The sequence below is a fragment of the Mesorhizobium montanum genome (assembly GCF_033977145.1).
Taxonomy (GTDB): Bacteria; Pseudomonadota; Alphaproteobacteria; order Rhizobiales; family Rhizobiaceae; genus Mesorhizobium; species Mesorhizobium montanum.
In genome coordinates this window covers 70,555-82,920 of sequence record NZ_JAVIJF010000014.1, presented here as the reverse complement: position 1 = coordinate 82,920, position 12,366 = coordinate 70,555, and the positions used below count along the sequence as shown (strand labels likewise).

Annotated in this window: 11 protein-coding genes; 3 read left to right on the top strand and 8 right to left on the bottom strand. The window is 64.6% G+C overall.

Annotated elements, in window-relative coordinates; genetic code table 11:
• Positions 1–106: 106 nt before the first annotated feature.
• The 3 genes from carB to RFM68_RS19600 all read right to left on the bottom strand — a co-directional run bounded on the left by carB (position 107) and on the right by RFM68_RS19600 (position 5,267).
• Positions 107–3,610 (bottom strand): carbamoyl-phosphate synthase large subunit, encoded by a 3,504-nt coding sequence (gene carB / locus RFM68_RS19610; protein ID WP_320234655.1) that lies wholly within the window; start codon positions 3,608–3,610, stop codon positions 107–109.
• Between the two features lie 326 nt (positions 3,611–3,936).
• Positions 3,937–4,740 carry an SH3 domain-containing protein gene (locus RFM68_RS19605; protein WP_320234654.1) on the bottom strand — a complete coding sequence of 268 codons (804 nt, stop codon included), beginning with the start codon at positions 4,738–4,740 and terminating at the stop codon, positions 3,937–3,939.
• A gap of 170 nt (positions 4,741–4,910) precedes the next feature.
• Entirely contained in the window at positions 4,911–5,267 is a 357-nt protein-coding gene (locus RFM68_RS19600) for an ArsR/SmtB family transcription factor (protein WP_320234653.1), read from the bottom strand.
• 194 nt (positions 5,268–5,461) lie between these two features.
• On the opposite strand from RFM68_RS19600, the gene RFM68_RS19595 reads away from it, so the two are divergent.
• A complete protein-coding gene (locus RFM68_RS19595) occupies positions 5,462–6,640 on the top strand; it encodes an MFS transporter (RefSeq protein ID WP_320234652.1) in 1,179 nt (392 codons plus the stop codon).
• Between the two features lie 33 nt (positions 6,641–6,673).
• Here RFM68_RS19595 and RFM68_RS19590 read toward each other — a convergent pair whose 3' ends face one another.
• Entirely contained in the window at positions 6,674–7,138 is a 465-nt protein-coding gene (locus RFM68_RS19590) for a MarR family winged helix-turn-helix transcriptional regulator (RefSeq protein ID WP_320234651.1), read from the bottom strand.
• A gap of 187 nt (positions 7,139–7,325) precedes the next feature.
• On the opposite strand from RFM68_RS19590, the gene RFM68_RS19585 reads away from it, so the two are divergent.
• Complete coding sequence (locus tag RFM68_RS19585; RefSeq protein ID WP_320234650.1) at positions 7,326–8,120, top strand: SDR family NAD(P)-dependent oxidoreductase; 795 nt, start codon at positions 7,326–7,328, stop codon at positions 8,118–8,120.
• A gap of 193 nt (positions 8,121–8,313) precedes the next feature.
• On the opposite strand, the gene RFM68_RS19580 is transcribed toward RFM68_RS19585, so the two are convergent.
• Entirely contained in the window at positions 8,314–8,913 is a 600-nt protein-coding gene (locus tag RFM68_RS19580; RefSeq protein ID WP_320234649.1) for a LysE family translocator, read from the bottom strand.
• 100 nt (positions 8,914–9,013) lie between these two features.
• On the opposite strand from RFM68_RS19580, the gene RFM68_RS19575 reads away from it, so the two are divergent.
• Positions 9,014–9,880 (top strand): LysR family transcriptional regulator, encoded by an 867-nt coding sequence (locus RFM68_RS19575; RefSeq protein WP_320234773.1) that lies wholly within the window; start codon positions 9,014–9,016, stop codon positions 9,878–9,880.
• A gap of 14 nt (positions 9,881–9,894) precedes the next feature.
• Here the strand turns inward: RFM68_RS19575 and RFM68_RS19570 are convergent, their stop codons facing one another.
• From RFM68_RS19570 to RFM68_RS19560, 3 genes are all read right to left on the bottom strand, one after another.
• Positions 9,895–10,545 carry a glutathione S-transferase family protein gene (locus RFM68_RS19570; protein ID WP_320234772.1) on the bottom strand — a complete coding sequence of 217 codons (651 nt, stop codon included), beginning with the start codon at positions 10,543–10,545 and terminating at the stop codon, positions 9,895–9,897.
• An 84-nt stretch (positions 10,546–10,629) separates the two neighbouring features.
• A complete protein-coding gene (locus RFM68_RS19565) occupies positions 10,630–11,280 on the bottom strand; it encodes a dihydrofolate reductase family protein (protein WP_320234648.1) in 651 nt (216 codons plus the stop codon).
• A 199-nt stretch (positions 11,281–11,479) separates the two neighbouring features.
• Positions 11,480–12,322, bottom strand: a complete 843-nt coding sequence (locus RFM68_RS19560; RefSeq protein ID WP_320234647.1) for a protein-L-isoaspartate O-methyltransferase family protein — start codon at positions 12,320–12,322, stop codon at positions 11,480–11,482.
• Positions 12,323–12,366: the final 44 nt, after the last annotated feature.

Genomic DNA, 12,366 nt, shown 5'->3' with positions numbered 1-12,366 from the left:
GGATGCCCGTTATTCATGCTCCCGGTTCAGTTTAAGCACGGCCAATGGTCTCTTCGTTCAATTTCGCGAGACGGAAGGTTTGTTGCCTGCGGCTTCGCCAATCGCCTCACCCAAAATACTCCTGCAGCGGCCGCACCTCCAAGTTCCCCGCTCTTAACGCCGCAATCGCCTCGGCCACGGCCGCAGCCCCCGATAGCGTCGTGTAATACGGCACTTTCTGCATCAGCGTCGCGCGGCGCAGCGACTTCGAATCCGACACCGCCTTTTGCCCATCGGTGGTGTTGAAGACGATCTGGACCTGGCGGTTGCGGATGGCGTCCTCGATGTGGGGGCGGCCTTCGAGGACCTTGTTGATCTTTTCCGCCACCACGCCATTCTCGGCGAGGAAGCGCGCCGTGCCGGAGGTGGCGAGGACCTTGAAGCCCTGGCCGGCGAGGCGTTTTACGGCCGGCAGGATACCCTTCTTGTCCTCGTCGCGCACCGAGACGAACAGCGTTCCGGAGCGGGGGAGATCGACACCGGCGCCGAGTTGGCTCTTGGCGAAGGCGAGGGCAAAGTCGCGGTCGAGGCCCATGACCTCGCCGGTCGAGCGCATTTCCGGCCCGAGCAGGATGTCGACGCCGGGGAAGCGGGCGAAGGGGAAGACGGCTTCCTTGACGGCGATGTGGCCCGGATTGCGCGGGTCGGGCATGGCGCCGTAATGGGCGAAGGCGTTTTCCAGCGTCTCGCCCGCCATGATGCGGGCCGCGATCTTGGCGATCGGCCGCCCGATGGTCTTGGCCACGAAGGGCACGGTGCGCGAGGCGCGGGGGTTGACCTCCAGCACATAGACCGTGCCGTCCTTGATCGCGTATTGCACGTTCATCAGCCCGCCGACATTGAGCGCGCGGGCGAGGCTTGCTGTCTGGCGCTCCAGCTCGTCGACGAGGTCCGACGGCAGCGAGTGCACCGGCAGCGAGCAGGCACTGTCGCCCGAGTGGATGCCAGCTTCCTCGATGTGTTCGAGAATGCCGGAGACGAAGGTATCCTTGCCGTCGCACAGGCAGTCGACATCGACCTCGATGGCGCCGGAGAGATAGGTGTCGAACAGCAGCGGGTTTTTTCCCAGCAGCGTGTTGATCTGGCCGGTCTTGTCGTTGGGGTATTTCTGCTTGATGTCCTCCGGCACCAGGCCGGGCACGGTGTCGAGCAGGTAGGATTGCAGCATGCCCTCGTCATGGATGATCTGCATGGCGCGGCCGCCGAGCACGTAGGACGGGCGCACCACCAGCGGGAAGCCGAGCTCGCCGGCGACGAGGCGGGCCTGCTCGACCGAATAGGCGATGCCGTTCTTCGGCTGGCTGAGGTTCAGCTTGTGCAGCAGCTTTTGGAAGCGGTCGCGGTCTTCGGCGAGGTCGATCATGTCGGGCGAGGTGCCGAGGATCGGGATGCCGGCCTTTTCCAGCGCGTCGGCCAGCTTCAGCGGCGTCTGGCCGCCGAACTGGACGATGACGCCGACCAGTTCGCCCGAGGCCTGCTCGGCGCGCAGGATCTCCAGCACGTCCTCCGCCGTCAGCGGATCGAAATAGAGCCGGTCGGAGGTGTCGTAGTCGGTCGACACGGTCTCCGGGTTGCAGTTGATCATGATCGCTTCATAGCCGGCGTCGCGCAGCGCGAAGGCGGCGTGGCAGCAGCAATAGTCGAACTCGATGCCCTGGCCGATGCGGTTCGGACCGCCGCCGAGGATGACGACCTTTTTCCGCGCTGACACGTGCGCCTCGTTGGCGAGCTCGCCGACGAAAGGCACCTCATAGGTCGAGTACATATAGGCGGTCGGCGAGGCGAATTCGGCGGCGCAGGTGTCGATGCGCTTGTAGACCGGACGGACATCGAGCTTTTGCCGGGCCTTCTGGATCACTTCCGCGTCGGTCTTCGTCAGCGAGCCGAGGCGGGCGTCGGAAAAACCCATCGCCTTCAGCATGCGGAGGTTTTCGGCATCCCGCGGCAGGCCGTGCTCGCGGATGCGTTCCTCCATGGCGATGATGCCGGCGATCTGCTCGAGGAACCACGGGTCGATCTTGCACATGGCGTGCACGTCTTCCAGCGAGGTGCCCATGCGGATCGCCTGCGCCACCATGCGCAGCCGGTCCGGCGTCGGCGTGCCGAGAGCGGCACGGATGGCGTTGCGGTCGTCGGCATGGTTTGCGGGCGCGCTGCCATGGCCGAGACCGGGGATCTCGATCTCGTCGAGGCCGGTGAGGCCGGTTTCCAGCCCGCGCAGCGCCTTCTGCAGCGATTCCTGGAAAGTGCGGCCAATGGCCATCACTTCGCCGACCGACTTCATGGCGGTCGTCAGCACCGGCTCGGCGCCGGGGAATTTCTCGAACGCAAAGCGCGGGATCTTCGTCACCACATAATCGATCGTCGGCTCGAAGGAGGCCGGCGTCGCGCCACCGGTGATGTCGTTCTCCAGCTCGTCCAGCGTGTAGCCGACGGCGAGCTTGGCGGCGACCTTGGCGATCGGGAAACCGGTGGCCTTGGAGGCCAGCGCCGACGAGCGCGAGACGCGCGGGTTCATCTCGATGACGACGAGGCGGCCGTCTGCCGGATTGACGGCGAACTGCACGTTCGAGCCGCCGGTCTCGACGCCGATCTCGCGCAGCACCGCGATCGAGGCGTTGCGCATCATCTGGTATTCCTTGTCGGTCAAGGTCAGCGCCGGCGCGACGGTGATGGAATCGCCGGTGTGCACGCCCATCGGATCGAGGTTCTCGATCGAGCAGATGATGATGCAATTGTCCGCCTTGTCGCGGACGACCTCCATCTCATACTCCTTCCAGCCGAGCACGCTTTCCTCGATCAGCACCTCGGTGGTGGGCGAGGCATCGAGGCCGGACTGGACGATGTCGTAGAATTCGGCGCGGTTGTAGGCGATGCCGCCGCCGGTGCCGCCCATGGTGAAAGAGGGGCGGATGATGGCTGGCAGGCCGACATGGTCGAGCGCCTGGGCGGCGATCGCCATGCCATGGCTGATATAGCGCTGCTTGCGGTCGCCTTCGCCGAGGTTCCAGCGGGTTTCCAGCGCATCGAGCGCGGCGTCGAGATCGGCGGGCGCTTCAGCCTTGACGGCCGCGCGCTCGGCCTCATGCGTCTTGCGGTCGGCGTTCTTGACGTCGGTGGCGTTGGCCAGCATCGAGCGCGGCGTCTCCAGGCCGATCTTGCTCATCGCCTCGCGGAACAGCGCGCGGTCCTCGGCCTTGTCGATGGCGTGAGCATCGGCGCCGATCATCTCGACATTGTAACGCTCCAGCACGCCCATGCGGCGCAGCGACAAAGCGGTGTTGAGCGCGGTCTGGCCGCCCATGGTCGGCAGCAGCGCGTCCGGCCGCTCCTTGGCGATGATCTTGGCCACCACTTCGGGCGTGATCGGCTCGATATAGGTGGCGTCGGCCAGTTCCGGGTCGGTCATGATCGTGGCCGGATTGGAGTTGACCAGGATGACGCGGAAACCCTCTTCCTTCAGCGCCTTGCAGGCCTGGGTGCCGGAATAGTCGAACTCGCAAGCCTGGCCGATGACGATGGGGCCGGCCCCGATGATCAGGATCGACTTGATGTCGGTGCGTCTTGGCATGTCTTCGGATTCCGTTCGGCGAGCGGCTTACACGAAAAACCGGGACGGGAGGACCCGGCCGGTTGTGCTTGCGATTCTGGTATCAGGCTAGGAGGGCCTTATAGGGAAGAGTTTTGGCGGATGTAACCCCGAAAATGCGAGGGGGTAAGGGAGTAGGCAGTAGGCAGTAGGCAGTAGGGAATAGGGAATAGGGAATAGGGAATAGGGAATAGGGAATAGGGAATAGGGAATAGGGAATAGGGAATAGGGAATAGGGAATAGGGAATAGGGAGGGGTTCAAGCGCCCGGTGCCTATTCCCTACTGCCTACTGCCTATTGCCTAATCCCTAATCTCCCAGCGCAAGCTGATCCGTAATCTCGAAGCGCTCGGAAGCGCCGATGCGGATCATGTTCAAGCTGCCTTCGCGGGTGAAGCGGAATTCGTCCGGTGAGTCCGAGTTGGCGGGCACGCCGCCATGGAAGGTGATGACGCGGCTGCCGCCGTCCGGCCAGGTCACGGTTACGGCGCTGTCATCGCCCGTGCGCGCGACGCTGATCTCGCAGCGGGTCATCGGCTGGCCGATGTGGCGCGCGCAGGGAATGCCGCCGGCGGCATCAGGAGCAGGGTCGTCGGTCTCGGCGCTTGCCGAGGCCGCGAAGGCGAGGGTGTAGGCATCTTGCATCGCGGTCATGCCGATCTCGGCCGCGGAGGGCGGCTCGGCCGGCTCTGCGCCGCCCAGGCGCGCCGCGATATCCGGCTGCCGTTCCTCGGATGCTGGTTGAGGCGCAACGGCTTCGGCGGGCGGCGCGGCGGCGTCCTCAGGCGCAGGCGCGGGATTGTTGGGGCTGAGATAGCGGCCGGGCGCCCATCCGACGATGTGAGCGTCCTGCGTATCCTCGACCTTGCACCAGGGATAGCCGTTGACGAGGTTGCAGCCGAAATTCTTGACCGCCGTGCCGTTGGGCAGCCGCGCCGCGATCTTTCCACTCGCAGAAGCGGTGGCGCGGATGTTGAGGAGATCGTCCGGCGCAAGGCCGCCGATGATCGAAATGATCGTCGTCGACGCGTCTTGCGCGACCGCAGGCAGGGCGGCAAGCAGCAAGGGAGCGGCGACCAGCAATGTCGATCGGAGGGTGACTTTGCGCTTCATCCTTTGGCCACGGGCAAATGCACTGCTAATTTCCAAGGCGCGACCAACTCAACGCTATTTGACTCTGGGAGTGCCGACCACATGCCGAGGCGCTTATAGGCGGCGAGACGGTGCGATGTCATCCTGAATTGGCGGCGATTGTGAGACCCGAATACACGCAAATCTGCCGCTCAGGTCGAAAGCTCGACCTCGGACGTGCCGACCATGGGCAACGCCTTGTCCCCGTCAGCGGCGGCAATCACGCTGTCGAGCAGGCCCGGAAAGCGCTTGTCGAGGTCGTCGCGGCGCAGCGTGATCAGCCGGCTGGTGCCGACCGCTTCGCTGCGGGTGACACCCGCCTCGCGCAGCTTGGCGAGGTGGTAGCTGAGATTGGTCTTGGAGGCGAGATCGAGGAACTTGCTGCAGTTCAGCGGCACGCCTTCCTTGCTTGCCAGATAGCGCACGATGGCAAGCCGGGTCGGATCGCCGAGGACGGCCAACACGATCGGCAGGCTGATCTGGTCGGTGGTTGGATGGGGCAGGCTCATGACCCAGAATTAAGCACAAACGGGACGAACTTCAACGCGACTCCTTTCCCCGCCGGTAAGCGTGGCTTCTTCATTTTGGTTCCGTCCTGACACAGTGCTGTCAGCAGGGTTCAGCTATCTTCTCCCGGCTCGGTTGACATCATGCCCTGTTATGTCCAATTGTTCAATAACTTTTGAACTAAGGACAAATCCCCATGGACAAGCGGATCTACTGGCTGGCGCTCGGATCGTTTGCGATCTCGACCGAGGGCTTCGTCATCTCCAGCCTTCTTCCCGATATCGCGGCCGATGCCGGCATATCCGTGCCGCTCGCCGGCTCGCTGATCACGGCTTTCGCGCTCGCCTATGCGATCGGCGCGCCTGTGCTTGCGACGCTGACCGGCGAATGGGACCGGCGGCGCGTCATTCTGTGGACGATCGCGTTCTTCGTCATCGGCAACCTGGTGGCGGCGATGAGCTCGTCCTTCGAGCTGCTTTTGATCGCCCGCATCGTCATGGCCTTATCGTCCGGCCTGTTCGCCGCGACCGCGCAAGGGACCGCGGTGGCGCTGGTCGACGACCATCATCGCGCCCGCGCCATTGCCGTCGTCGTCGGCGGCACCACGGTGGCGGTGGCGGTCGGCGCGCCGCTCGGCGCGCTGGTCGCGGCGATTGCCGGCTGGCGCGGCACCTTCTTCGCCATCGCCGGGCTCGGCGCGCTGTCCGGCGCGATCCTCTGGTGGCGGCTGCCGCGCGGCATCGTCGGCACCAGGCTGCCGCTGAAAGCGCGGCTGGCGGCCTCGGTCCGTCCCGGCGTGATGCCGATCCTGGTGACGACGGTGCTCGCGCTTATCGGCGCGTTCACCGTCTTTGCCTTCATCGCGCCTTTGGCCATCGAGGGCGGCGGCTTGAGCCCGCTGGCGCTGCCCGGCATGCTGCTTGCCTTCGGCGTCGGCGCGGTCATCGGCAACATCGCCGGCGGCCAGGCCGCCGACCGTTTCGGCGCGACACGAACCGTCTGCTGGTCGCTGGCGCTCAGCGCCGCCATGCTTGCCACTTTCTCGCTGATCCCGACCTTCCTGCCGCATTCGATCGCCGGCCCGGCGCTGATGGGTATGATGGTGCCGTGGGGTATCGTCGGCTGGGCCTTCCCGCCGGCGCAGGCGAGCCGCATCATCAAGCTGGCACCCGATGCTGCTCCGATCGTGCTGTCGCTCAACGCCTCGGCGCTCTATTTCGGCGTCGCGCTTGGCGCGGTTGTGGGAGCCGCCGTGCTGCGCTTCGGCGCCCCGGCCGATCTCGGCCTGATTGCGGCGGTGTTTCCGATCGTAGGGCTGGGCGTGGTGATGGCTGGCCGTGCGCTCGCCCGTCCGGTGGCGATGCCGGCGGAATAAGGCGGACACAAAGCTCGAGCGGCGGCGGCTTCTTCAGGGTGAAGGAGCGGCCGTCGGTATTTCCAGATTGAGATCAGCCACCTCATCCAGCGCCGCGCGCAGCTTCGCCGCCTGCTCCGCGCCGACCCTGTCCTCGAACTGCTGCTGTGCAACGCTCCACAGCTTGATCGCTTCGTCGAGCTTGGTTTCGCCCTGCGGCGTCAGCCGCACGCGCTTGACGCGGCGGTCGTCCTTGTCGGCAAAGGTCTCGACATAGCCGTCGCGGATCAACGGCTTCAGCGTGTGGCCGAGCGCGGAGAGATCGATGATCAGCGCCTCGGCGATGGTTCCCATTGTCGGCTCGCTGCCGACGTGGATCTGGAAGAGCAGGCCGAACTGCGTGCCCTTCAAGCCCGACGGCGCCAGCGCATCATCGTAGAAGCGGCCGAGGCTGCGCGCGGCGCGCCGCAGCGTGGCGTTGTTGCAGCTGCTAAATCCTGGCTTCCGAACTTCGGTCATGTTCGCTCCTTGCCGGCGAAGAGGTGCGCCGGCCTATGGCAGAAATAGTTTTCGCCGCCGCCGTTGACAAGATGGTGGCATATACCTACTTCACCGAAAGTGGCATATGCCACTAATTGAACCGAAAGCGAATATATCCACCGGCCCCGTGGGTCCGTGCAGGAACAACGACGAAAGGAAAAGGACAATGAGCACGAAGGACAACAAGGGCACGGCGATCATCACCGGTGCCTCCTCAGGCATCGGCGCGGTCTATGCGGACCGGCTGGCAGGGCAGGGCTACGATCTGGTGCTGGTGGCGCGCCGCGCCGACCGGTTGCAGGAACTGGCCGAGAAGCTTCGCCATGCCTACAGCCGCAACGTCAGCATGATCGCAGCGGACCTGTCCGACGATGACGATGTGCGCCGTGTCGAGCAGGCGATATCAGCCGATGAATCCGTGACGCTGCTGGTCAACAATGCCGGGCTTGGCGGTCAGGCAGTGGTGGCGACCGCGGATGCGGATGCCGCCGAGCGCATGATCAAGGTCAATGTCGTGGCGCTGACCCGGCTGACCCGTGCCGTGCTGCCGGGGCTTTTGGCGCGCAAACGTGGTGGGATCGTCAACATCGCCTCGGTGCTGGCCTTCGACACCTCGTTCGGCGGCATCTACAGCGGCACCAAAGCCTATGTCGTCAACTTCACCGAAGCGCTGCATCGCGAGGTCGCGGGCACCGGGGTGACGGTTCAGGTGGTGCTGCCGGGCGCGACCCGGACCGATTTCTGGGAGCTTTCCGGCGGCGATATCGATACCCTTCCGAAGGAGATCATCATGACCGCCGACGATATGGTCGATGCCGCCCTTGTCGGCCTGGCGCGTGGCGAAGCCGTCACCGTGCCGGCGCTTGCCGACACGGGAAAGCTGGACACATTCCTTGGCGCCCGGCAGGCCTTCTATGGCAGCCTGCATGCCGACAAGCCGGCGGCTCGCTACGCGGCTTGAGGGCTGAACGAGGCTCAGCTTCCTCACTCCCATGAAATGGGGCAGAGGTGGCTCGGCGAAAGCCGAGACGGAGAGGGGATTGGCGCGACGAAGATTGAACTCCAAAGGCATCCGCCCTACGAAGCCCCTCTCCGACCGCTTCGCGGCCGCCTCTCCCCCGCTCTGGCGGGGGCGAGGAACCAGGCCCAGCGCTCTACGCCGGCCGCCACATCTGCAGGATCGAGGCGGCCAGCAGCACGCCGAGCACGATGTTGAGCGCGCGCCATTGGCGCTCCGTCTTGAGCAGGCGGGCAAGCAGTGTTCCCGCCACACACCATAGCGACAGCGAGAAAGCCGCGGCCAGCCCGAACACGGCGCCCAGCAGCAGCGCGAGTTGCATCGGACCATCAGCCAGTGCAGCGAAGGATGCGGCGGCGCCCAGTCCCATGGCCCAGCCTTTCGGGTTCATCCACTGGATTCCGGCACCGCCGAAGAAACTGTTCGGCCTGGCCATGGCGATGTCGAGCTTGGGTGGACCGCTGCGGCCGATCTTGATCGCCAGCCAGATCAGATAGAGCGAGCCGGCGATCTTCATCGCGAGTTGCAGCGAGGGGACGGCGGCGAGCAGGCCGGCAAGTCCGGCTGCGCCCGCGGCCGCAACCGAAGCCAGCCCGGCGGCGCTGCCGGCCATCAGCGGCACCGAACGGCGAAAGCCGAACTGCGCGCCGGAAGCGGTCGACAATGTCGTGGCGATGCCGGGCGTCGAGGTCGAGATCAGCGCGAACAGGATCAGCGGGATGATGGTTTCGGACATGCGGACTTCCCAGTCGAAGAAGCAGGCATGCTTAGGCGTTTCGCGCCATCAGTAAATGCAATGTTTGATATGGTTTGCATTAGCAATTATAATGCTACCCATGATCCGCGACCTCGACACGACCCTCATCCGCACCTTCGTCACCACCGCCGACAAGGCCAGCATGACGGCGGCGGCCAATGCGCTTCATTTGACGCAAGGCGCAGTCAGCCAGCAGATCAAACGGCTGGAAGAGGTACTCGGTCAAAGCCTGTTCGAGCGCGACCGGCGCGGCCTGAGGCTGACGCGGGGAGGCGAACGGCTGCTCGACAAGGCCAGGCGACTGCTGCAGCTCAACGACGAGATCCTCACCGAGATCAGGGGCGGGGCAGTTGCCGGACAAGTGCGGATCGGCGTGCCTTACGATCTCGTCGGCACGCTGCTCGCGCCGGTGCTGAAAGCTTACGCCGAAGCCTATCCGCAAGTAGAGATTTCGCTGGTCTGCGCTTCTTCACCTGAACTTGCGGCGGCATTGGCGGCCGGCACCATCGATCTTGCCATCATCGAGGAGCGGGTGGGGCGGTCCGCCGGCGAATGCCTGCTCGTCGACAGGTTGGTCTGGGTCGGCGCCAAAGGCGGCTCGGCACGCCTGAAGCGCCCGCTGCCGGTCTCGATCGTCGCCGACACCTGCGCGTTCCGGCCGGCGGTGCTGGCAGCACTCGGCGAGCATGGGCTCGATTGGCGCACCGTGTTCGAAAACGGCAACATCGACGCAACGACCGCGACGGTGCGGTCGGACCTTGCAGTAACCACCTGGCTTGCCTCGACGGTTCCGGCCGATCTCGACATCCTGTCCGATGCCGGCCTTCCGGCCCTGCCGAATTTCTCCGTCAACCTGCATCTGCCCAAACATACCGCCGCGCCGGCCGCGCAGGCTTTTGCCAGCCATATCCGCGAGGGCCTTTCACGCTATCGCCAGGCGGCGTGAACGGTCGGACTCGATCAGCCGTTCGACGCGGCCATGGCAACCGCCAATTGCGCATCGAATGCCCGCTTGAACGCCGGTCGTGCCTCGCCGCGGGCGACATAGGCGGAAAGGTTCGGGAATTCGTCCAGCAGCCCCGATCTGTTCAACCGGCGCAGCACTCCCACCATGACAAGGTCGCCGGCGCTGAACGCGCCATCGAGCCAGTCGGAATCGCCGAGATAGCGGGAGAGTTCGGCCAGCCGCTTGCGGATACGGTCATCGACCAAAGGCAGGCGCTGGTCGTGCCACGTCGCGTCGCGCTCCAGAATCACGGCGGTCGTGCGCTCGAGGATCGGCGGCTCCACTGTGCTGAACGCCGCGAACATCCAGGCGATTGCGCGCGCCCGTGCGTTCGCATCGCCGGTCAACAGGCCCGCATGACGCTCCGCGATGTGAAAGACGATTGCCCCCGACTCGAACAAAGCGAAATTGCCTTCCTCATAGGTCGGGATCTTGCCGAAGGGGTTAAGCGCAAGATGCGCGGGTTGCTTCATCTCATCGAACGAAACAAGACGCACGTCATAAGGTTGGCCTACTTCCTCGAGTGCCCAGCGGACGTGCATGTCACGTGCCAGCCCCCTGCCGCCGTCGGGCGATCGTTCAAAGGCGGTAATGGTGGGAATCATCGGCGGGCTCCTGGTCATTCAGATCGTAGTTCGAGGCTGCTGGCGAACGCGTGGCGGGCTTGGCCCACCACGCGATATCCTCTCCTACTTCCAGTTCTTGCGCCGCTCGAGTTCGGCCTCGGACGGTTGCCCCTGCACGAACGACCCGAGTTTGATTTCGCCTGAGCGCTCATAAGTCGCCATGATCACGCCTGTGCTCGACGCCTGCGACTTAACAAGCTTGAAGGCGGCCGGCATCGCGCCATCGCCGAACAGCCGCTTGCCCTTGCCTAGCAACAGCGGGAAGATCATCAGCCGGATCTCGTCGATCAGCCCGTTGGCGAGCAAGGTCTGGATCAGATTGCCCGATCCCTGGATGAGCAGGTCAGGTCCATCCTCCTGCTTGAGGCGGCGCAACGTCGCGACGATATCAGGTCCAAGTGACTGCGTGTTCTGCCAGATCAGGCTATCCGGCCGATGCGTCGCCACATATTTGGTCGCAGGGTTGAAGGCGTCCGCGATCGGATCTTTCTGATACGGCCAGTACGCGGCGAAGATGTCGTAGGTTCTGCGGCCGAGCAGCAGGGCGAACGGCTTGGAGAACATTTCATCCATTGCCGCGCCCGTCACCTCGTCGAAGTAATGGAAGGTCCAGCCGCCGAACTTGAAGCCGCCAACCGGATCCTCTTCCGGACCGCCCGGCGCCTGCATGACGCCGTCGAGGCTGACGAAGGTGGCGGCGATGATCTTGCGCATCTGTCTTCTCCGTTTTCACGATCCGCGCCGTCAGGGCCGGATTTCTCTCCAGAGCGGTTCAGCGTTTCACGGAAACGCCGAACCGCTTCTATCTCTTTGTTTTTACGCAATTCCGGACGGAAAACCGCTTCGCACTTTTCCTGGAATTGCTCTAAGGACGAACTGCGAAGCGCGTTTTCGACAAGGGCCTGAAAAAATTCTATCGCGCCCTTTCTGCGCGAATGGCACGAGATGAAAACCAGACATCGCCGAAGACGGCAGTCGCCGTGCGGTCCGGAACTTTGTCCGCCGTCAGCCAAATCGACCGGGTTCGAGCGGCGCGTTCGCGGGTCGGTATTTTCGTCCCAGGTCCGGCAACGGAGGCGCCGACGCATGGGATGAACCATGAGCCCATGAAGGGTCGGCAGGCGAAGCCGTTTTCCAGGCGGGTAACGAGGACCGCGAGGCCGACGGTTTCGGATGGACGCCACGGGAAGATCATGCGGCCGCCGGGCTTCAGCGCTTTCAGCCATGCGGCGGGCGGGGCGACGACGCCGGCATTGACATAGATGATGTCGGATGGCCGCAGCGGATTGGTGACGGCGTCGCCTTCAATAACCTCGATATTCCCGTAAGCCGAAAGGTTCGCCCTGGCGCGCGCCGCGAGATTGGCCTCAAGCTCGACAGCGGTGACGCTGCCGCCCGGCTCGACCAGCCTCGCCAGCAGCGCCGTGTAGTAGCCGGTGCCGGCGCCGATATGGGTGACAATCTCACCCGGCTTCGGCGCGACCTTGCCGATCCACATGGCATGCAGCATCGGCTCGCCATTGTTGATGCCCTTGTCGGGATCGAGCACCACGAGCACGTTCTGATAGATATAGCCCGGATCGGCGCTCGGCGTTTCGATCCTGCCGTCGCCAGCAAAGACTGTCCACGGTCCGGGTCCGAGAAAGGCCTCGCGGGGCACCGAGGCGAACACCTCCTCGATGCGCGGGTCGGCCGAACGCGCATGCGCGGCCATCAGCCTGGCGTAGAATTTTCGAGCGTCGTCCGATCCGGCCATGCCTGAAGAACATAGCGCGGCCGGCCGGAATGTCGCTGCCCGAT